General features: G+C 68.6%; 18 protein-coding genes. 17 read left to right on the forward strand and 1 reads right to left on the reverse strand.

Features of this window, described 5'->3' with window-relative positions; translation table 11 throughout:
- Positions 1–7 precede the first annotated feature (7 nt).
- The 16 genes from ASE16_RS14155 to dnaE all read left to right on the forward strand — a co-directional run bounded on the left by ASE16_RS14155 (position 8) and on the right by dnaE (position 19,516).
- Positions 8–1,552: a Mur ligase family protein gene (locus ASE16_RS14155; protein WP_055896007.1), complete on the forward strand. Its 1,545-nt coding sequence runs from the start codon at positions 8–10 to the stop codon at positions 1,550–1,552.
- The gene (locus ASE16_RS14160) at positions 1,552–2,979 is read left to right on the forward strand and encodes a UDP-N-acetylmuramoyl-tripeptide--D-alanyl-D-alanine ligase (protein ID WP_055896612.1); all 1,428 of its coding nucleotides are present in this window, start codon (positions 1,552–1,554) and stop codon (positions 2,977–2,979) included. The genes ASE16_RS14155 and ASE16_RS14160 overlap by 1 nt, the downstream gene beginning before the upstream one ends.
- Positions 2,976–4,088, forward strand: coding sequence for a phospho-N-acetylmuramoyl-pentapeptide-transferase (mraY, locus tag ASE16_RS14165; protein WP_055896011.1), 1,113 nt, complete (start codon positions 2,976–2,978; stop codon positions 4,086–4,088). Before ASE16_RS14160 ends, mraY begins: the two co-directional genes overlap by 4 nt.
- On the forward strand, positions 4,085–5,614 hold the full coding sequence (gene murD / locus ASE16_RS14170) for a UDP-N-acetylmuramoyl-L-alanine--D-glutamate ligase (protein WP_235500499.1): 1,530 nt from the start codon (positions 4,085–4,087) through the stop codon (positions 5,612–5,614). The genes mraY and murD overlap by 4 nt, the downstream gene beginning before the upstream one ends.
- On the forward strand, positions 5,580–6,824 hold the full coding sequence (ftsW, locus tag ASE16_RS14175) for a putative lipid II flippase FtsW (RefSeq protein ID WP_055896019.1): 1,245 nt from the start codon (positions 5,580–5,582) through the stop codon (positions 6,822–6,824). The genes murD and ftsW overlap by 35 nt, the downstream gene beginning before the upstream one ends.
- Positions 6,821–7,894, forward strand: a complete 1,074-nt coding sequence (locus ASE16_RS14180; RefSeq protein ID WP_055896023.1) for a UDP-N-acetylglucosamine--N-acetylmuramyl-(pentapeptide) pyrophosphoryl-undecaprenol N-acetylglucosamine transferase — start codon at positions 6,821–6,823, stop codon at positions 7,892–7,894. The genes ftsW and ASE16_RS14180 overlap by 4 nt, the downstream gene beginning before the upstream one ends.
- Positions 7,895–7,949: 55 nt before the next feature.
- Positions 7,950–9,359 (forward strand): UDP-N-acetylmuramate--L-alanine ligase, encoded by a 1,410-nt coding sequence (gene murC / locus ASE16_RS14185; protein WP_055896615.1) that lies wholly within the window; start codon positions 7,950–7,952, stop codon positions 9,357–9,359.
- Between the two features lie 10 nt (positions 9,360–9,369).
- Positions 9,370–10,407 (forward strand): FtsQ-type POTRA domain-containing protein, encoded by a 1,038-nt coding sequence (locus ASE16_RS14190; RefSeq protein ID WP_055896026.1) that lies wholly within the window; start codon positions 9,370–9,372, stop codon positions 10,405–10,407.
- 157 nt (positions 10,408–10,564) lie between these two features.
- The gene (gene ftsZ / locus ASE16_RS14195; RefSeq protein ID WP_055896029.1) at positions 10,565–11,740 is read left to right on the forward strand and encodes a cell division protein FtsZ; all 1,176 of its coding nucleotides are present in this window, start codon (positions 10,565–10,567) and stop codon (positions 11,738–11,740) included.
- On the forward strand, positions 11,706–12,407 hold the full coding sequence (locus ASE16_RS14200; protein ID WP_055896033.1) for a YggS family pyridoxal phosphate-dependent enzyme: 702 nt from the start codon (positions 11,706–11,708) through the stop codon (positions 12,405–12,407). The genes ftsZ and ASE16_RS14200 overlap by 35 nt, the downstream gene beginning before the upstream one ends.
- 61 nt (positions 12,408–12,468) lie before the next feature.
- Entirely contained in the window at positions 12,469–12,981 is a 513-nt protein-coding gene (locus ASE16_RS14205; protein ID WP_055896036.1) for a cell division protein SepF, read from the forward strand.
- 88 nt (positions 12,982–13,069) lie between these two features.
- Positions 13,070–13,366, forward strand: a complete 297-nt coding sequence (locus ASE16_RS14210) for a YggT family protein (RefSeq protein ID WP_055896039.1) — start codon at positions 13,070–13,072, stop codon at positions 13,364–13,366.
- Between the two features lie 150 nt (positions 13,367–13,516).
- Positions 13,517–14,395, forward strand: a complete 879-nt coding sequence (locus tag ASE16_RS14215) for a DivIVA domain-containing protein (protein WP_055896042.1) — start codon at positions 13,517–13,519, stop codon at positions 14,393–14,395.
- Between the two features lie 34 nt (positions 14,396–14,429).
- Positions 14,430–15,032 (forward strand): signal peptidase II, encoded by a 603-nt coding sequence (gene lspA / locus ASE16_RS14220; protein ID WP_235500518.1) that lies wholly within the window; start codon positions 14,430–14,432, stop codon positions 15,030–15,032.
- Between the two features lie 2 nt (positions 15,033–15,034).
- Positions 15,035–15,955, forward strand: a complete 921-nt coding sequence (locus ASE16_RS14225; RefSeq protein WP_055896047.1) for an RluA family pseudouridine synthase — start codon at positions 15,035–15,037, stop codon at positions 15,953–15,955.
- Between the two features lie 90 nt (positions 15,956–16,045).
- The gene (dnaE, locus tag ASE16_RS14230; protein ID WP_055896618.1) at positions 16,046–19,516 is read left to right on the forward strand and encodes a DNA polymerase III subunit alpha; all 3,471 of its coding nucleotides are present in this window, start codon (positions 16,046–16,048) and stop codon (positions 19,514–19,516) included.
- A 77-nt stretch (positions 19,517–19,593) separates the two neighbouring features.
- Here the strand turns inward: dnaE and ASE16_RS14235 are convergent, their stop codons facing one another.
- The gene (locus ASE16_RS14235; protein WP_082581460.1) at positions 19,594–20,169 is read right to left on the reverse strand and encodes a flavin reductase family protein; all 576 of its coding nucleotides are present in this window, start codon (positions 20,167–20,169) and stop codon (positions 19,594–19,596) included.
- A 62-nt stretch (positions 20,170–20,231) separates the two neighbouring features.
- Here ASE16_RS14235 and hisD point away from each other — a divergent pair, with 62 nt between their 5' ends.
- Positions 20,232–21,536 (forward strand): histidinol dehydrogenase, encoded by a 1,305-nt coding sequence (hisD, locus tag ASE16_RS14240; RefSeq protein WP_055896052.1) that lies wholly within the window; start codon positions 20,232–20,234, stop codon positions 21,534–21,536.
- Positions 21,537–21,549: the final 13 nt, after the last annotated feature.

Here is a 21,549-nt window from a genome sequence, read left to right on the forward strand (position 1 = left end):
GAGCCCCGTGACAGGACCGGCGCCTACGTCCCTGCGCCCCGAACATCCCGTCGCCCGACCGCTCGCACAGCTGGCCAGGGAGTTCGGGCTGGAATGGCGCGGCGATCTCGATGCAGTCGAGGTCACCGGTGTCGCACTCGCGACCACCGCTGTCGAGCCCGGCGACCTCTACGTCGGCGTCCCCGGCAGGAACGCCCACGGTGCGAGCTATGCGGCGAAGGCCGCAGAGGCCGGCGCCGTCGCGATCCTGACCGATGAGGATGGCGCGGAGCTCGCCGCCGACAGCGGCCTCCCCGTCATCGTCACCCAGGATGCGCGTGCGGCCCTCGGCGCGGTCGCCGCGTGGATCTACCGCACGGACGAGAACGCGGCGACGCTCTTCGGCGTCACCGGCACGAACGGCAAGACCAGCGTCGTGTACCTGCTGAACGCGATCCTCGGGCAGCTCGGCGTCGTCTCCGGCCTCAGCTCCACCGCTGAGCGCCGCATCGGCAGCACCGCGATCACGAGCAAGCTGACCACGCCGGAGGCGAGCGAGCTGCACGCCCTGCTGGCCAGGATGCGCGAGGAGGCCGTCCGTGCCGTCGCCATCGAGGTCTCCGCTCAGGCGCTCAGCCGCCACCGCGTCGACGGCATCGTGTTCGACGTCGTCGGCTTCACGAACCTCAGCCACGACCACCTCGACGACTACGACGCGATGGACGACTACTTCGCGGCGAAGCTGGAGCTGTTCCAGCCCGACCGCGCCCGCCGCGGCGTCATCACGGTCGACTCCGACTGGGGCCGCGCCCTGGTCGAGCAGTCCCGCATCCCGGTCACCACGCTGTCGACGTCTCCCGGCGGGGAAGCGGAGTGGACCATGACGGTCACCGACGAGACGCTGGAGCACACCGCGTTCGTGCTGGAGGGCCCGGAGGGCAGCCGGATCGAGACGCGCGTTCCGCTGCTCGGCTCGTACATGGCCGCCAACGCCGCGCTCGCGATCATCATGCTCGTCGAGTCCGGTTACGACCTGCACGCCATCGGAGCTGCACTCGACCGCGACGGCGGCATCGACGCGTACATCCCCGGTCGCGCCGAGCGCATCTCCGGCGACCGCGGCCCTGTGGTCTTCATCGACTACGGCCACAGCCCAGACGCGTTCCTCTCCACTCTGAGCGCGCTCCGCAAGGTCAGCGACGGCAAGATCGTCATGGTCTTCGGCGCCGACGGCGACCGCGACACCACCAAGCGCACCGACATGGGCGCCATCGCGGCGCGCGGGTCGGATGCGGTGGTCATCACCGACTTCCACCCGCGCTGGGAGGACCCGGCCGCCATCCGTGCCACGCTCCTCGACGGAGCGCGCGGCGCCGTTCCCGACCTGGAGCTGTACGAGGTGGCCGACCCGCGGGCGGCGTTCCGCACGGCGCTCTCGCTCGCGGGCGAGGGCGACGTGGTGCTCTACGCCGGCCCAGGGCACGAGGACTACCAGGAAGTCGCGGGGGAGCGCATCCCGTATTCCGCCCGCGACGACGCCAAGCTGGCGCTGCGAGAGGCCGGGTGGCTCTGATGATCGGCCTGACGCTGGCGGAGATCGCATCCGCCACCCGTGGCTCCCTCGTGCTCGACGGCACGGGAGCGACAGAGGAGACCGTCGTGGACGGCCTCTCCACCACCGACTCCCGTGAGGTCGTGGACGGCACGCTGTTCTTCGCCAAGCACGGCGAGTTCACCGACGGCCACCTGTTCGTGCCGCAGGCAGTGGATGCGGGTGCCTCCCTCGTCGTGGTCGACCACGCCCTCGACACGTCCGGCTGGTCCCGTCCCGTCCCGCAGCTCGTGGTCGAGGACACCGTCGTCGCGCTCGGCGACCTCGCCACCGAGGTCATCGCCCGTGTGCGCTCTGCCGGTCTGCTGAAGATCGTCGGCGTCACCGGCTCGAACGGAAAGACCACCACCAAGAACCTTCTGCGCGAGATCCTCGAGCAGGTCGGGCCGACCATCGCCCCCCGGGCGTCGTTCAACAACGAGGTCGGCGCTCCGGTCACCATGCTCGAAGTCACGGAGGACACCGAGTTCCTCGTGGCCGAGATGGGCGCGAGCGGCATCGGCGAGATCGCGCGCCTCGTGCGGATGGCGCGGCCGGACATCGGCATCGTCCTCAAGGTCGGCCTCGCCCACGCCGGCGAGTTCGGCGGCATCGAGGCGACGCTGGCCGCGAAGACCGAGATGGTCAGCGACCTGCTCGACTCCGACGTCGCGATCCTCAACCTGGACGACCCGCGGGTCGCGTCGATGGCGGACAAGACCGTCGCGCGCATCCTGTGGTTCGGGCTCGACGACCGTGCGGAGGTGCGGGCGACGGACATCGTCTCCAGCGCCCGCGGCACGTCGTTCGTGCTTCACCTGCCGAACGGGGAGTCCCGCGCCGTGCAGTTCCGGGTGCTCGGCGAGCACCACGTGATGAACGCGCTGGCCGCAGCTGCCGCCGCACACACGCTGGACGTCGGCATCGACCGGATCGTCGACGGCCTGCAGAGCGTCACCAGGGCGGAGCGCTGGCGGATGGAGGTCATGGGCGGCGCCCGTGGCGTCACCGTGATCAACGACGCGTACAACGCCAGCCCAGACTCGATGGCGGCGGCGCTCAAGACGCTCGCGCAGATCGCGGAGCCGGGAGGGCGCACCGTCGCCGTCCTCGGCGAGATGAGCGAGCTCGGCGAGTTCTCCGGCGAGGAGCACGACCGCATCGGCCTGCTCGCCGTGCGCCTCAACATCGACCAGCTCATCGTCGTCGGCCCTGCGGCACGACGGATGCACATCTCGACCATCAACGAGGGGTCGTGGGACGGCGAGTCGAAGTACTTCGACACGCCGGACGACGCGTTCGCGCACCTGCAGGAGTCCCTGAACGAGGGGGACACCGTCCTGGTGAAGTCCTCCAACTCCGCCGGTCTCCGGTTTCTGGGCGATCGACTGGGAGAATTGTTCTCGTGAGAGCTCTGCTGACGTCCGGTGCGCTGTCGATGGCGTTCACCCTGTTCCTCACCCCCGTGTTCATCCGGTTGTTCCGTCGCCTGCAGTGGGGACAGTTCATCCGCGACGACGGCCCGCAGAGCCACCACGCCAAGCGCGGCACCGCCACGATGGGCGGGATCGTCGTCATCCTCGGCACGCTCTTCGGCTACTTCGTCGCCCTGCTGCTGACCGGTGACGAGACCAGCGTCTCCGCGCTGCTGGTTTTGTTCCTCATGGTCGGCCTCGGCGTCGTGGGCTTCATCGACGACTTCCTCAAGACCAGGAGGGAGCGCAGCCTCGGCCTCACCGGCTGGGCGAAGGTGGCCGGGCAGGTCGTCGTCGCGACGGTCTGGGCGTTCCTGGCGATCATGTTCCCGAACGGCAACGGCGACACGCCTGCGACCATGAGCGTCTCGCTCATCCGCGACCTGCCGATCGACTTCATGTCGATCACCAAGTTCGGCGCCATCGGCGTGATCGTCGGCTACGGGCTGTACCTGATCTGGATCAACTTCATCGTGGCCGCCACGTCGAACGGCGTGAACGTCACGGACGGCCTCGACGGCCTGGCTTCCGGCGCATCCATCCTCGCCATCGGCGCATACATCATCATCGGCTTCTGGCAGTCCATCCAGTCCTGCTCGAACATCAAGCTCGACCCGGCGAACGTGGCCAAGTGCTACGACGTGCGCGACCCGTTCGACCTGGCGATCGTGGCGACGGCCATCGTCGGCGCCGTCGTCGGCTTCCTCTGGTGGAACACGTCGCCTGCGCAGATCTTCCTCGGCGACACCGGCTCGCTCGCCCTCGGCGGCGCGGTCGCCGCCCTCGCGATCCTCAGCCGCACCGAGCTGCTGCTCGTCCTCATCGGCGGCCTGTTCGTGATCGAGGCCGGCTCGGTGATCGTGCAGCGCGCGTACTTCAAACTCACCAGAGGCAAACGCATCTTCCTGATGAGCCCGATCCACCACCACTTCGAATTGAAGGGCTGGGCGGAGGTCACGGTCGTCGTGCGGTTCTGGATCATCGGCGGACTGCTGGTCGCCGCCGGCGTCGGCAGCTTCTACCTCGAATGGCTCGCGACGTGACAGAGCTCGACGATCGCCTGGCAGCGCTGACCAGCTGGCACGCCGACTGGCGCGGCCTGCGCGTGGCCGTCTACGGCCTCGGCGTCACCGGGTTCTCCGTGGCGGACACTCTCGCCGAGCTGGGCGCCGAGGTACTCGTCGTCACGGCCAAGGCCGACGACGAGCGCGCGATGCTGCTCGAGGTCATCGGCGCCGAGCTGCTGGAGGAGGCCGATCTGAGCGCGCCTCCTGCGCGGCTGGTCGAGTTCGACCCTGAGCTGGTGATCGCATCCCCCGGCTTCCACCACGACCATCCGCTGCTGAACTGGGCCGATGACCGCGGCACGCAGATCTGGGGAGACATCGAGCTCGCCTGGCGGCTGAGGGACAAGGTCGGCGCACCGGCCGACTGGATCGCCGTCACCGGCACCAACGGCAAGACCACCACCGTGCAGCTCACAGCGACGATGCTCGTCGCAGGCGGATACCGTGCAGCGCCGTGCGGCAACATCGGCATCCCCGTGCTGGACGCCATCCGCGACCCGCAGGGCTTCGACGTGCTCGTGGTGGAGCTGTCGAGCTACCAGCTGCACTGGGTGAACAGGAACGCGGGAGGCGAGCTCTCCCCGTACTCCGCCGCCTGCCTGAACATCGCGGACGACCACCTCGACTGGCACGGCTCGCTCGACGCGTACAAGGCCGCCAAGGCCAAGGTCTACCAGAACGCGCAGGTCGCCTGCGTCTACAACAAGGCGGACAGCGCGACCCGCGAGATGGTCGAGGAGGCGGAGGTCGTCGACGGCGCCCGCGCCATCGGCTTCGGCCTCGACGTGCCAGGCCCGAGCGACTTCGGCATCGTCGACGGCATTCTCTGCGACCGCGCGTTCCTCGAAGACCGGTTCACCACGGCGATCGAGCTGACGACGCTCGACGAGCTGCGCGAGGCCGGTCTGGCCGCACCGCACGTCGTCGCCAACATCCTCGCCGCCAGCGCGCTCGCCAGGTCGTACGGGGTCGAGCCCATCGCGATCAGGGATGTGCTTGCCGCGTTCCGGCTGGACGCCCACCGCATCGAGCTGGTGCGGATCGAGGCCGGCGTGAACTGGGTGGACGACTCCAAGGCCACCAACCCGCACGCCGCATCCGCGTCGCTGCGCGCATACGAGTCCGTCGTGTGGATCGCCGGCGGTCTGCTCAAGGGCGTCGACATCGACGAGCTGGTGCGCACGCACATCGGCAGGCTGCGGGCCGTCGTGCTGATCGGCGTCGACAGGGAGGCGCTGCGCTCCGCATTCGCGCGACACGCCCCCGAGCTTCCGGTCTACGAGGTGGACGCGGACGAGACTGAGAATGTGATGCCGTTGGCGGTCAGGCTGGCCGGTGGCGTCGCGCAGGCGGGAGACACCGTGCTCCTCGCTCCTGCAGCGGCGTCGATGGACCAGTTCTCCGACTACGCAGAGCGTGGCCGCCTCTTCCAGGCGGCTGTCAACGAGTTCTTTGGAGGTGAGGCGGATGACCAGTCCGCCTCGCACCCTGGACAGGCCTGACCTGGAGAAATCCGGCGCCACCTCGTCGAAGCTCGCCGGTCTGACCGCGCGGATATCGCTCGGCAAGGCGGTGCAGGCGGAGTCCGCGAACTACTTCCTGCTGCTCGGCATCACGCTGTTCATGGTCGTCTTCGGACTCGTGATGGTGCTGTCGTCGTCGTCGGTCGAGTCGCACAATGACACCGACAACTTCTTCGCCCGCTTCTGGTCGCAAGGTGCATACGCGCTGATCGGCCTGCCGCTGATGTTCCTCGTCTCGCGTCTGCCCTCCCGGTTCTGGAAGAAGACCATCTGGTTCTTCCTCGCGTTCGCGTGCTTCCTGCAGCTACTCGTGCTCTTCACCCCGCTCGGGATGGAGATCGGCGGCAACCGCAACTGGCTCAAGGTCGGCTCGCAGACGCTGCAGCCGTCGGAGGCGATCAAGGTCGCGCTCGTCGTCTGGCTCGGGGTCGTGCTCGCCCGCAAGAAGGACATGCTCTGGCAGTGGAAGCACGTCGCCGTGCCCATCGTGCCGATCGGCGGGGGCGCGATCCTGCTCGTGACGCTCGGCGGTGACCTCGGAACCACGATGATCATGGCGGCCATCCTGCTCGGCGCGCTGTTCTTCGCGGGGGTGCGACTGCGGCACCTGGCCGTCGGCACGCTGGCCATCGGCATCCTCGCCTTCCTCGTCGCCATCTCCAGCGAGTCGAGGCTCGGGCGCATCGCCGCGCTCTTCGGCGGTTCGTCCGCCGCCAACCCGGATGTGAACTGGCAGATCGACAACGGCTTCTACGCGCTCGCCTCCGGCGGCGTGTTCGGTGTCGGACTCGGCAACTCGCACTCCAAATGGTCCTGGCTGCCCGCCGCGGACACCGACTTCATCTTCGCGATCATCGGCGAGGAACTCGGCCTGATCGGCGCCGTGGTGGTGCTCATCCTGTTCGTGCTGCTGGCGATCGTTTTCCTGCGCATCATCCACGCATCCACCGACCCGTTCGCGCGCGTCACGACGGCGGCGATCATGGTGTGGCTGATCGGCCAGGCCTTCGTCAACATCGCCGTGGTGCTCGGCGTGATACCCGTGCTCGGCGTGCCGCTCCCACTGATCTCTGCGGGAGGCACTGCGATGATTAGTTCCATGATCGCAATCGGCATCGTCCTGTCCTTCGCCCGGGAGACCGGCCGTGAAGCGCGCCGCGAGCGCGTCGCGAACGGCTCGGCGGAGTGACCCGCTACCTTCTGGCCGGCGGGGGAACCGCCGGTCACGTGAACCCGTTGCTCGCCGTCGCCGACCGGCTCCGCCGCGACGATCCTGCGGCCGATGTGCTGGTGCTTGGCACGGCGGAGGGGCTGGAAGCCAGACTCGTCCCCGCCCGCGGCTACGAGCTGGCGACCATCCCGAAGCTGCCGTTCCCTCGCCGGCCGAACGCCGCGGCCCTGCGCTTCCCCGGAGAGTACCGGCGCACGATCCGCACGGTGACCTCCCTCATCCGGGATCGTGGCATCGACGCCGTCGTCGGTTTCGGCGGCTACGCCTCCGCGCCAGCGTACTCAGCGGCGCGCAAGGCCGGTGTCCCGCTTGTGCTGCACGAAGCCAACGCCAGGCCCGGCCTCGCGAACCGGCTGGGCGCCAGGTACACACCGTACGTGGGCGTCGCCTTCGACGGCACGAAGCTCCCGCACGCGACCTTCGTCGGGATGCCCCTGCGCGTCGAGATCGAGGAACTGGACCGCGCAGCATCCCGGCCGCTCGCCGCCGCCGAGTTCAGCCTCGACGCTGCGCGACCGACGCTGCTCGTCACCGGGGGCTCGCTCGGCGCACGGCGGATCAACCAGACCATCGCAGACCGCGCGCAGGCCATCATCGCCGCCGGGTACCAGATCCTGCACATCCAGGGTGGCCGCGGCGAACTGGCCGACCCAGGCATCGAGCACTACCGGCTGCTCGACTACTGCGACAGGATGGACCTCGCCTTCGCGATCACCGACGTCGCCGTCGCGCGCGCCGGAGCGGCCACCGTCTCCGAGTTCGCCGCCCTCGGCATCCCGGCCGTCTACGTGCCGTTCCCCGTCGGCAACGGCGAGCAGCGCTTCAACGCGGCCGGCGTCGTGCAGGCCGGAGGGGGAATCCTCGTCGACGACGCTGCGTTCCTTCCGCCGTGGGTGGATGCGACGCTGCTGCCGTTGCTCGCGGACGGCGACGGCCGCGCCGTGGCCGAGATGGGCGCCCGCGCGGCGACGGCGGGGGTCCGCGACGGTTCCGACCGCATGGTGTCGCTCATCCGAAGCTCGCTCTAGAGCGCGTACCGTCATACTTGATGGTGCGATTCCGTCCCGACCGAAAGCAGTGCTCGTGATCAAACCCGACCTCACCATGACGCTCCCCGAGGAGCTCGGCGCCCTCCACTTCGTGGGCATCGGCGGCTCGGGCATGAGCGGCATCGCCCGCCTGTTCCTCGAGGCCGGGTACACGGTGACCGGTTCCGACGTGCGCGAGTCCGCCAACGTGCTCGCCCTGCGCGAGCTCGGCGCGACCATCGCCGTCGGCCACGCCGCCGAGAACGTGGGGGATGCGGACACGCTCGTCGTCACCGGTGCGCTCTGGCAGGACAACCCGGAGTACCAGCTCGCGCTGGCGAAGGGCCTTCCCGTGCTGCACAGGTCGCAGGCGCTCGCCTGGCTGATCAGCAGGAAGCGTCTCGTCTCCGTCGCCGGTGCGCACGGCAAGACGACGTCGACAGGGATGGTCGTCACCGGCCTCCTCGGAATCGGGGAGGACCCGAGCTTCGTCAACGGCGGCGTCATCGAGTCGCTCGGCAAGAGCTCGCAGACCGGCACGGGGGAGCTGTTCGTCGTCGAGGCCGACGAGTCGGACGGCTCGTTCCTGCTCTACGACACCGCTGTCGCCCTCATCACCAACGTCGACCCTGACCACCTCGACCACTACGGCTCGCTCGAAGCGTTCGAGGACGCGTTCGTCACCTTCGCTCGCGAGGCCAGCGAGTTCGTCGTCGTCTCCTCCGACGACGCCGGCGCGGTGCACGTCACAGGCAAGCTCCGCGCGGAGGCGCCGGACAAGCGCATCGTGACCTTCGGAGAGGCGGAGGACGCGCAGGTGCGTGTGCACTCCATCGTGACCGACGGTCCTGTGGCCTTCACGCTGTCATACGACGGCGCAGAGTACTCAGCCCAGCTCCGTGTGCCTGGCCGCCACAATGCGATCAACGCTGCCGGCGCGTTCGCCGTGCTCACCGGCCTCGGCTTCGATCCTGCCGCATCCCTGGCCGCCATCGCCGAGTTCGGTGGAACGGAGCGCCGCTTCGAACTGCACGGCACGGTCGGCGGCGTCAGCGTCTACGACGACTACGCGCACCACCCGACCGAGGTGGCCGCCGCGCTCTCCGCAGCGCGCACGGTCGTCGGCAACGGCAGGATCATCGCCGTTCACCAGCCCCACCTCTACAGTCGCACGCGCCTGTTCGCGAAGGAGTTCGCCGAGACGCTGGAGACATACGCGGACGAGACCGTCGTGCTCGACGTGTACGGCGCACGCGAAGACCCGGAGCCAGGGGTGACCGGAGCACTGGTCGCGGACCGGTTCGCGCATCCGGAGCACGTCGCGTTCATCGCCGACTGGCAGGCCGCCGCCGATCACACGGCCGAGATCGCCCGCGACGGCGACTTCGTGATCACGCTCGGCTGCGGTGACGTCTACCGCATCGTGCCGCAGCTGCTCGACTCGCTCCGCCGCGCGCGAGGATAGCCGTCCCGTCGTGAAGCGTCCCCAGGGTTTCGACCGGTCGGCCGGCAGCGCTCAGCCGCCGCAGCAGCAGCAGCAGACCGTCGCACCGCCGAGCCGCAGGGAGGCGACGACGGAGCCCATCCCGATCGTCAGGGCGAGCCGGGTGGATGCGGCGCCCCCGGCTGCTGCGCACGGTTCCGTCAGCGCTTCCGGCGGGGCGTCGGCGTCGACCTCGGCGTCCACGTCCGCTACGGCCGAGCGCAAGCCGGCCGAGCCGTACGACCACCTTCCGTCCAACCGGGAGATCAGCCGCGACCTGCGCAGGGCCAAGAAGGAGCGCGCCAAGGTCGAGCGCGGCGAGGTGCGTCGCTTCACCAAGCGCTCCCGGCGCAGGAAGATCGCCTGGTTCTCCGCGCTCGGCGTCGTGGTCGCGCTGGTCCTCGGCGTGACGCTGACGGCGTTCTCCCCGCTGATGGCACTGCGCACCATCGACGTCACCGGCACTTCCCGCCTCGACGTCGCCGCGGTGAAGAAGGCGCTCTCCGATCAGCTCGGCCGGCCGCTTCCCCTGGTCGACCAGGGCGCGATCAGGGGCGACCTCGCCGCCTTCCCGCTGATCAGGAGCTACAGCGTCGAGAGCCACCCGCCGAACACCATCGTGGTGCGGATCGTGGAACGCCAGCCGATCGGCGTGCTGCAGAGCGGCTCGAGCTTCACCCTGGTGGATGCGGCGAAGGTCTCGATCGCGACGGCCGACAAGCGGCAGGACGGCTACCCGCTGATCACCGCATCCGGTGCGGCGGCGGAGACGGACGCCAAGTCGGGATTCGCCGCTGCGGCGGAGGTGCTCGGCGCCCTCCCGGCCGACCTGCTCGCCCGCGTCGACACGATCTCGGCGACGACAGCGGACGACGTGAGCTTCACGCTCCGCGACAGCGGGGCGAAGGTGGTCTGGGGGAGCGCGGACGACTCGTCGCTGAAGGTCGCCGACCTGTCCGCTCTGCTGAAGAGCGCATCCACCGCCAGCGTCTTCGACGTCTCGTCGCCACACAGCGTGACGACGGGTTGACGAGGCAGAATGGCCGGGTTGGGCGCCGACTTTTCCGACACGCCCCGCGCGCTACGCCGGCAGAGGCCGTGCGCACCTAACGTCGAATCAAGAATTGCATACTGAGCATAACTTTAAGCCTCGACTTGAGGTTGAAGGTTCCCAGTGGAGGCCGGACGTGACATCAAACCAGAACTACCTCGCCGTGATCAAAGTCGTCGGCATCGGCGGTGGCGGCGTCAATGCCGTCAACCGGATGATCGAACTCGGGCTTCGCGGCGTCGAGTTCATCGCCATCAACACGGATGCGCAAGCACTCCTGATGAGCGACGCCGACGTCAAGCTCGACGTCGGCCGTGAGATCACTCGCGGCCTCGGAGCGGGAGCAGACCCCGAGGTCGGTCGCCGCGCAGCGGAGGACCACGCGGAGGAGATCGAGGAAGCGCTCGCGGGCGCAGACATGGTCTTCGTCACCGCCGGCGAGGGCGGTGGAACGGGCACGGGAGGCGCTCCGGTCGTCGCGCGCATCGCCAAGTCGATCGGCGCGCTCACCATCGGTGTCGTCACCAAGCCGTTCGGCTTCGAGGGCAAGCGCCGCTCCGAGCAGGCGGAAGCAGGTGTGCAGCGCCTGAAGGAAGAGGTCGACACCCTCATCGTGGTGCCGAACGACAGGCTGCTGGAGATCAGCGACCGCGGCATCAGCATGCTGGAGGCGTTCTCCACCGCCGACCAGGTGCTCCTCGCGGGTGTCCAGGGCATCACCGACCTCATCACCACCCCCGGCCTCATCAACCTCGACTTCGCCGACGTCAAGTCGGTCATGCAGGGTGCAGGGTCCGCCCTGATGGGCATCGGCTCCTCCCGCGGAGCGGACCGTGCCATCAAGGCGGCAGAGCTCGCCGTCGCGTCCCCGCTGCTCGAGGCGAGCATCGACGGAGCGCACGGCGTGCTGCTGTCCATCCAGGGCGGGTCGAACCTCGGCATCTTCGAGATCAACGACGCCGCGCGCCTGGTGCAGGAGGCCGTGCACCCGGAGGCCAACATCATCTTCGGCGCCGTCATCGACGACACCCTGGGCGACGAGGTGCGCGTGACGGTCATCGCTGCCGGGTTCGACGGCGGAGAGCCCAACGCCGTCAAGGCACAGCTCGCCGAGGCGCGCCGCACCACCTTCGTCGAGGCCGGTGACGACGACGGGCTGGCGAGCACCGCAGCGCTCGACGCCGAAGACATCCCGTCGCCGTCCACGGACGCCTGGTCGGCGGGGGAGAGCCCCGTGTCAGAAGCCGCGCCCAAGGACCCTGCCTTCGACGATGAGAATGACGACCTCGACATCCCCGACTTCCTCAAGTAGTCCGCTCGCGGAGCGGCTCGGCGCCGTGCGGGCCGGCATCGCCGATGCCGCCCGCGCCGCCGGGCGTTCGCCGGAGGAGCTGACGACCATCGTCGTCACCAAGTTCCATCCTGCGTCGCTCGTGCGCGAGCTGGCGTCGCTCGGCGTCGCCGACGTGGGGGAGAACCGCCACCAGGAGGCGCAGGCCAAGGCGGCGGAACTCTCCGATCTCGACCTGCGCTGGCACTTCGTCGGGCAGCTCCAGAGCAAGAAGGCGAGGCAGGCGCGCGCGTACGCGTCCGTCATCCACTCCGTCGACCGCGTGTCACTGGTGGATGCGCTCCGCTCGGATGAGTGGGACATCGACTGCTTCGTGCAGCTCAACCTCACAGACGACCCTGCCCGTGGCGGCGTCGCCGACCGCGACCTCGAACCGCTCGTCGATCACATCGTCGACACGCCAGGCCTTCGACTGCTCGGCGTGATGGCGGTCGCGCCGATCGGCGATGAGCCCCGCCGCGCCTTCGAGCGCGTCAGGCTCGCGAGCGAGCGCGTCCGCCGCATCGCCCCGGACGCCACGCGCATCTCCGCAGGCATGTCCCAGGACTACGCAGACGCCATCGCCGAGGGAGCGACACACCTTCGCATTGGCACGGCCATTACCGGGAATCGACCGCAGCCCGGTTAATCTCGAAGAGAAGGTTCGTCGTGCGTGGAAAGCGACGGCGCACAGGTACACGGAGGATCGCATGTCCAACCCGCTGAAGAAGACGATGGTCTACCTCGGCCTCGCCGACGAAGAGCTCGAGTACGACGAGCAGGCTCAGGAGCAGCCGCAGCGTCAGCAGGCGCCGCAGCAGCACCAGGCGCCCGTCGCACCCGTCCCCCATCCAGCACCGGTCGCCCCCGTGGCCGGTCGCGCCCCGGTGACCCCGCTGCGCAAATCGTCCACCGCACGGAATGTTTCGGTACAGGAAATGAACGAGATCCTCACGGTCCACCCCCGCCAGTACCGCGACGCCCAGGCGATCGCCGAGTCCTTCCGCGAAGGCATTCCGGTGATCATCAACCTGTCGCAGATGAGCGAAGGGGACGCCCGTCGCCTGATCGACTTCGCCAGCGGCCTCTCGCAGGGTCTGTACGGCAAGATCGAGCGCGTCACGCCGAAGGTCTTCCTGCTCTCCCCGTCGCACGTCGTCGTCTCCGGCGAGCACGGCGGCCAGGACGCAGAGGTCGACGCGTCCTTCTTCGCCCAGGGCTGACCCCACTTCGCCACGGGCGAAATCACCGACACTCCGAGAGCGCGCCGTTCCCAGCTTGGGCGGCGCGCTTTCGACCATACTGAGACTCGTGTTCGTCCTCTCCATCGTCGCCACTGTGGCGTACTACCTCCTCCTGATCTATTTCTTTGTGCTCTGGGCGCGCTTCGTGCTCGACCTGGTCCGCACCTTCAGCAGGGGATGGCGGCCTCGCGGCTTCGGCCTGGTGCTCGCGGAATCCGCGTACGTGGTGACCGATCCGCCGATCAAGTTCTTCCGCAGGATCATCCCTCCGCTGTCGATGGGCCCGATCGCCATCGATTTCGGCTGGAGCCTCACGATGCTGGTCGTCATCATCGGCCTGTACGTGACACTCGGTCTTACCTGAGAGTCGATCCGCGGCCAGGCGCGGCTCGGGATGTAGTGTTGACGAGCCGACGCCGGATGAGTGCGGGCGGAGTGCGCACCCCCAGCGCACTTTGCTAGCGTTGGCTGAACGCATTTTTTGTTCGTACCCCAAGATCTAAGGTGGCTTGCCATGGCGCTGACTCCGGAAGATGTAGTCAACAAGCGGTTCCAACCGACGAAGTTCCGTGAGGGCTATGACCAGGACGAGGTCGATGACTTCCTCGACGAGGTCGTCGTCGAGCTGCGTCGTCTGAACCAGGAGAACGAGGAACTCAAGCAGCGCCTCGTGGCGAGCGACTCCCGCATCGCCGAACTGCAGCGCAGTGGAGGCCAGGGCGGCGCAGCCCCCGCCCCCGTCGCTGCGGCCCCAGCGGCCGACAACGGCGAGGTCACCCGCCTGCAGCAGGAGAACGAGGAGCTCAAGCAGCGCCTCGCCGCCGCTCAGCAGGCAGCGCAGGCCGCCCCTGCCCAGGCAGCGGCTCCTGTCGCGGCAGCGGCAGCCGGCGCAGCCACGGCCGCGTACACGGCTCCTGACGCGAGCGCATCCGACCCCAACAGCACAAACAACCTCCTGCAGCTGGCCCGCCGCCTGCACGAGGAGCACGTGCGAGAGGGCATCGAGAAGCGCGACGCTCTCATCGCCGAGGGACACGCCACCGCGGCACGCATCGTCGCAGAGGCCGAGTCGAAGCAGCGCGCTCAGATCAGCGCCCTCGACCAGGAGCGCACGTCGCTGGAGAGCCGCATCGACGGCCTCCGCTCGTTCGAGCGCGAGTACCGCGAGAAGCTGAAGGGCTACATCGAGGGCCAGCTCCGCGACCTCGAGAGCTCGTCGGTCTCCGGCTCCGGCACCGGCAGCTACGCCGCGCAGCGCTCCACGCAGGACGCGACGGGCAACGTCAACTCCGGGGCGGTCCCCACCCCGGTGTCCGCCAGCGCAGGCGACAACGCCGCCAACGGCCAGGACCAGGGCCAGCAGCCCCCGGTCTTCCCCGGCTTTGGAGGCTAGTACCTCCCGCGCCAAGGTCAGCATCCGGGCCTTGGTGATCCTCGGTGCGGTCGCGCTCGTCGTGTACCTCATCGACCAGATCGCCAAGGTCCTGGTGGTGCAGAACCTGTACGAGGGACAGCGGGTCGAGGTCCTCGGCCAGCTCCTGCAGTTCAACTTCGTCAAGAACGCGGGCGCCGCGTTCTCGATCGGGAGCGGCTCCACCTGGATCTTCTCGATCGTGGGGGTCGGCGTCCTCGGCTTCGTGATCTGGTACGCCCCGCGCATCCGGTCTGCTGCCTGGGCCGTCCTCTTCGGGCTGCTGCTCGGCGGCCTGCTCGGCAATCTGACCGACAGGCTGTTCCGGGAGCCGGGCTTCGGCGTCGGCCACGTGGTCGACTTCCTGCAGATACCGCTCCTTCCCGCCATCTTCAACCTGGCCGATGTGGCCATCGTGTCGAGCATGGTGCTGTTCCTCATCCTCACGATCCGCGGCATCGGCCTCGACGGCAAGCGCACGGACGACGAGGACGAGGCGGAGGCCGAGGCGGTCGCCGCCGAGGCCGAGCCAGACCCCCACAACCTGCCGCACGAGCATGGCGAGCAGCAGGACGACGCGCAGGCGCGCGCCGAGCAGCACGACAAGCCAAGCACCTAGTCATGGAATCCCGGAGCTTCCCCATCCCTGACGGCCTCGAAGGCAGCAGGGTGGATGCGGGCCTCGCCAAACTCCTCGGCTTCTCGCGCAGCTTCGCCGCCGAGATCGCCGAGGCGGGTGGGGTGACCGTCGACGGGCGTGACGTCGGCAAGTCCGACAGGCTCTCGGCGGGAAGCTGGCTCGAGGTGAGCTGGCAGCCGAAGACCGAGGTGCAGATCGTGCCGATCGCCGTGCCGGAGCTGACGATCGTGCACGACGACGACGACATCGTCGTGATCGACAAGCCGGTGGGCGTTGCCGCGCATCCCGCAGCCGGCTGGGAGGGTCCGACGGTCCTCGGCGCCCTCGCCGCGGCCGGCTTCCGCATCTCCACCTCCGGTGCCGCGGAGCGCGCGGGCATCGTCCACCGGCTCGACGCAGGCACCAGCGGCCTGATGGTGGTCGCGAAATCAGAGCGCGCGTACACCCACCTCAAGCGGGCGTTCCACGACCGCACGGTCGAGAAGATCTACCACGCGGTCGTCCAGGGTCACCCAGACCCCCTCGTCGGCACGGTGGACGCGCCGATCGGCCGCCACCCGAAGTCCGACTGGAAGTTCGCGGTCGTCGCAGGCGGCAAGCCCTCCGTGACGCACTACGAGACCATCGAGGCGTTCCCGGCCGCCAGCCTGCTCGAGGTTCACCTGGAGACCGGGCGCACCCACCAGATCCGCGTGCACATGGCTGCGCAGCGGCACCCGTGCGTGGGAGACGCGATGTACGGAGCGGACCCCACGCTGTCGGCCAGGCTCGGCCTCACCAGGCAGTGGCTGCACGCCGTGCAGCTCGCGTTCGAGCATCCCGGATCGGGCGAGTGGGTGACCTTCACCACGACATACCCGGAGGATCTGCAACACGCTCTCGACGTGCTCCGTGCGTCGTAGGCACGACGTAGTCTTAAGCCCTCACCTCGACCCGGAGCAATAGTGCCGACAGACTCCTTCGTACATCTCCACGTCCACAGCGAGTACTCGATGCTCGACGGTGCCGCGCGCATCAAACCCCTGGTCGACGCCGCGGTCGAGCAGGGCATGCCGGCCGTCGCGGTCACCGACCACGGCAACATGTTCGGCGCGTTCGACTTCTGGCGAACGGCGACGGATGCCGGCATCAAGCCGATCATCGGCACCGAGGCCTACCTCACGCCTGGCACGCACCGCACCGACCGCACCAGGATCCGCTGGGGCGACGGAGGGGGAGACGACGTCTCCGGCTCCGGCGCGTACACGCACATGACGATGTTCGCCGCCACCACCGAGGGGATGCACAACCTCTTCCGGATGTCGTCGCTCGCCTCCACAGAGGGCTACTACTTCAAGCCGCGCATGGACAGGGAGCTGCTCAACCGGTACTCGAAGGGCATCATCGCCACCACGGGCTGCCCGTCCGGCGAGGTGCAGACCAGGCTCAGGCTCGGCCAGTACGACGAGGCCAAGAAGGCAGCGGCCGAGTTCCGCGACATCTTCGGCAAGGAGAACTTCTTCGCCGAGATCATGGACCACGGGCTCGGCATCGAGCGCCGCATCATGGCCGACCTCATCCGGCTGGCGAAGGAGCTGGACATCCCGCTCGTCGCCACCAACGATCTGCACTACACGCACGCCGCCGACGCCAAGAGCCACGCAGCTCTGCTCTGCGTGCAGTCCGGTTCGACGCTCGACGACCCCAACCGGTTCAAGTTCGACGCCGACGAGTTCTACCTCAAGTCGGCCGAGGAGATGCGGCAGCTCTTCCGCGACCACCCGGAGGCCTGCGACAACACGCTCGCCATCGCGGAGCGGTGCGACGTGAAGTTCGACACCTCGGCCAACTACATGCCGCGCTTCCCCGTCCCGGAGGACGAGACGGAGCAGAGCTGGTTCGTGAAAGAGGTCGAGAAGGGCCTGAACGAGCGCTACCCGGACGGCATCACGGAAGAGGTGCGCAAGCAGGCGGACTACGAGATCGGCGTGATCTCCCAGATGGGCTTCCCCGGCTACTTCCTCGTGGTCGCCGACTTCATCAACTGGTCCAAGCGCAACGGCATCCGCGTCGGCCCCGGCCGCGGCTCCGGCGCGGGTTCGATGGCCGCGTACGCCATGCGCATCACCGACCTCGACCCCCTTCGCCACGGCCTCATCTTCGAGCGCTTCCTCAACCCCGACCGCGTCTCCATGCCCGACTTCGACGTCGACTTCGACGACCGTCGCCGTGGCGAGGTCATCAAGTACGTGACCGAGAAGTACGGCGAGGAGCGCGTGGCGCAGATCGTCACGTACGGCACGATCAAGGCCAAGCAGGCGCTCAAGGACTCCTCGCGCGTCCTCGGCTTCCCGTTCGGGATGGGCGACAAGCTCACCAAGGCGATGCCGCCGCCCGTGATGGGCAAGGACATCCCGCTCACCGGGATCTTCGACAAGAACCACCCGCGCTACAAAGAGGCGGTGGACATCCGGGCGGTCGTCGAGAGCGACCCGGAGGCCAAGACGGTGTTCGACACCGCGCTCGGCCTGGAGAACCTGAAGCGCCAGTGGGGCGTGCACGCCGCAGGCGTCATCATGTCCTCCGACCCGCTGATCGACATCATCCCGATCATGAAGCGCGAGCAGGACGGCCAGATCGTCACGCAGTTCGACTACCCGGCCTGCGAGTCGCTCGGCCTGATCAAGATGGACTTCCTGGGGCTGCGCAACCTCACGATCATCAACGACGCGCTCGATAACATCGAGGCCAACCGCGGCGAGAAGCTCGTCCTCGAAGACCTCGAGCTCGACGACCGCGGCGCGTACGACCTGCTGTCCCGCGGAGACACGCTCGGCGTGTTCCAGCTCGACGGCGGCCCGATGCGCTCCCTGCTGCGCCTGATGAAGCCGGACAACTTCGAGGACATCTCGGCGCTCATCGCGCTGTACCGGCCCGGCCCGATGGGCGCCAACTCGCACACCAACTACGCGCTGCGCAAGAACGGCCTGCAGGAGATCACCCCGATCCACCCCGAGCTGGCCGAGCCGCTGGCGGAGATCCTGTCCACCAGCTACGGCCTCATCATCTACCAGGAGCAGGTGATGGCGATCGCGCAGAAGGTCGCGGGCTTCTCACTCGGCCAGGCGGACATCCTGCGCCGCGCGATGGGCAAGAAGAAGAAGTCGGAGCTGGACAAGCAGTTCGAGGGCTTCGCAGGCGGCATGCAGGCTAACGGGTTCTCGATGGAGGCGGTCAACAAGCTCTGGGAGATCCTGCTCCCGTTCTCCGACTACGCGTTCAACAAAGCGCACTCCGCCGCGTACGGCGTCATCTCGTACTGGACCGCCTACCTCAAGGCGCACTATCCGGCCGAGTACATGGCGGCGCTGCTGACGAGCGTCGGCGACTCCAAAGACAAGATGGCGCTCTACCTCAACGAGTGCCGCCGCATGGGCATCAAGGTGCTTCCACCGGACGTCAACGAGTCCAACCTCTACTTCGCGGCAGTCGGCACCGACATCCGCTTCGGGATGGGCGCCGTGCGCAACGTCGGAGCGAACGTCGTCGAGGGGGTGCGAGAGGCGCGCGAGGCCAAAGGCCGGTTCGACTCGTTCCACGACTTCCTCACCAAAGTGCCGATCCACGCCGCGAACAAGCGCACGGTGGAGTCCCTCATCAAGGCGGGCGCGTTCGACTCGCTCGGACACACCAGGCGCGCCCTGGTCGAGGTGCACGAGGACGCCGTCGAGTCTGCGGTCAAGATCAAGCGCAACGAGGCCAACGGCGACGTCGGATTCGACTTCGACAGCCTCTGGGGCGAGGACGAGCAGACGGCGTCGCAGCACCACATCCCGGACCGGCCGGAGTGGGGCAAGCGCGACAAGCTGGCGTTCGAGCGCGACATGCTCGGGCTGTACGTCTCCGACCACCCTCTGGCCGGGCTGGAGCTGCAGCTGGCCAAGCTCGCGAGCACGTCGATCGCCGACCTTGTCGGCTCCGACAACATCCAGGACGGCGAGACGGTCACGATCGCCGGCCTCGTCACCAGCGTGCAGCACCGCGTGGCGAAGGCGTCGGGCAATCAGTACGGGATGATCCAGGTCGAGGACTTCGGCGGCGAGATGACCGTGATGTTCATGGGCAAGGCGTACCAGGAGTTCTCGCCGATGCTGCAGGGCGATGCGATCGTGGTCGTCCGCGGCAGGGTCAGCCTGCGCGACGACGGGATGAACCTGCACGCGTTCAGCCTGATGACGCCCGACCTCGGCCAGAGCGTCGGCACCGGCCCGCTGATGATCACGATGCCGGACCAGCGCGCGACCACGGACACGGTCACCACGCTGGCGGAGGTGCTCGCCCGCCATCCAGGAGACAACGAGGTGCGCCTGCGCCTCGTGAAGGGCCAGGTCGCCCGCGTCTTCGAGGTTCCCAAGCCTGTCGCGATCAGCGCCGACCTCTACGGCGAGCTCAAGGGCCTCCTCGGCCCCAACTGCCTCGTCTAGCCACATCATCCAGCCGGGACTTGTGCACGCGACACGCCGTGGTCAGGCGTGCACGAGTCCCGGCTCGATGGTGTGGGTCAGGCGGGGTCGCCGGGGGTGAGGTAGCGGCGCTCGTGGTACAAGAGTGCGGCGTCGTCGTCGCCGACCTCGCCGTCCTCGATCTGGACGACCACGACCGCGTTGTTGTGCACGGAGACCCGCTCCACGATGCGGCCGACCATCCAGCTGGTCACGTCCTTGATGACGGGGAGGCCGTGCGGCCCTGGATACCAGTGGTCTCCGTCGAAGCGCAGCGCGTTGTCGCCCGCCAGCTTCTCTGCGACGGCGCGATTGCGAACGCCGAGCATGTGGATGACCACGCGGTCGGTCTCGGAGATGGCCGGCCAGCTCGACGCGGAGCGGGCGATGTTGAATGTCGCCAGCGGGGGCACGGCGGCCAGCGAGGCGAGCGAGGTCGCGGTGAAGCCGACCGGCGTGCCGTCGGGGGAGAGCGCCGTGATGATGGCGACCCCTGCCGCATGACGCCGGAACGACTGGCGGAAGGCGGTCAGGTCCGGTGTTACGTCCGGCTCGACGCGGTCGGCGGGCAGCTGTGGCCGGCCCTGGGCGTTGTCCGAGCTCTGCGGGTTCTGGGGTGCGGGCGAACTATTCATACGTATGCATCAGCGCGGTCGGGCTCCTGGGTATTCCGGGTTGCGGATAGTCTTGTCTGGTCATGATGCAGACCATTGATCTCCGCGGAATCCAGCCTACCCGCGCCGCCTTCCAGCGCGTCGTCCCCCGTCCCGTCGTGGACGTGTCGGTCGCGCTCACGGTGGCGTCCGAGCTGATCGAGGATGTGAAGACGCATGGCGCAGCGGCTCTTGCCGCGCAGGCGGAGAGGTTCGACGGTGGCGCCCCCGCCTCGGTGCGGGTGCCGCAGGAGGACATCGACCGCGCGGTCGAGAACCTGCCGGCGGATGTCCGCTCGGCACTCGAGGAGGCCATCGCCCGCGTGCGCGAGGCGACAGCAGCCCAGGTGCCTCCGCCGGCGGAGACCCGCATCGGTCCAGGCGCGACCGTCGTGCAGCGCTGGCAGCCGGTCGAGCGAGCAGGACTCTACGTTCCTGGCGGCAAGGCCGCCTACCCGTCGAGCGTCGTCATGAACGCGGTGCCTGCGCAGGTCGCAGGCGTCGCATCCATCGCTCTCGTCAGCCCGCCGCAGCGCGAGTTCGGGGGATCGGTGCACCCCGCCATCCTCGGCGCTGCCGGACTGCTCGGCATCGACGAGGTGTACGCGATGGGCGGCGCCGGTGCGATCGGCGCGCTCGCCTGGGGCGTCGAAGAGATCGGGCTCGAGCCTGTGCAGGTCATCACCGGCCCAGGCAACATCTACGTCGCCGCAGCGAAGCGTGTCGTGCGCGGGCAGACCGGCATCGATGCGGAGGCGGGCACCACGGAGATCCTGGTGATCGCCGACGACACTGCGGATGCGCGGTTCGTCGCCGCCGACCTGGTCAGCCAGGCGGAACACGACGAGGCTGCTGCCTCCCTGCTCGTCACCGACAGCCCGGCCTTCGCCGAGCGCGTCGTGGCGGAGCTGGAGGCCATCGCTTCTGCCACCAAGCACGCGGAGCGCGTTCGGACCGCGCTCTCCGGTCAGCAGTCTGCCATCGTGCTCGTCGACGACGTGGCCGCGGCCGCCGCGTTCAGCAACGCATACGGTCCCGAGCACCTGGAGATCCAGACCGCCGACCCGGATGCGGTCCTCGCCACCATCGACAGCGCCGGCGCCATCTTCCTCGGCGCCCACTCTCCGGTGAGCCTCGGCGACTACCTCGCCGGCTCCAACCACGTGCTGCCCACCGGCGGTCAGGCGCGGTTCTCGTCCGGACTCGGCGCGTACTCGTTCCTGCGCCCACAACAGGTCATCCGGTACGACCGTCCTGCGCTGCAGCAGGTGGCGGATCGCATCGTCGCGCTCTCCAGTGCTGAGGATCTGCCGGCGCACGGCGAGGCCGTGACCGCGCGTTTCCCGTAGAGCGCCGCACGTC

Source organism: Leifsonia sp. Root227 (assembly GCF_001428745.1).
GTDB lineage: Bacteria > Actinomycetota > Actinomycetes > Actinomycetales > Microbacteriaceae > Leifsonia.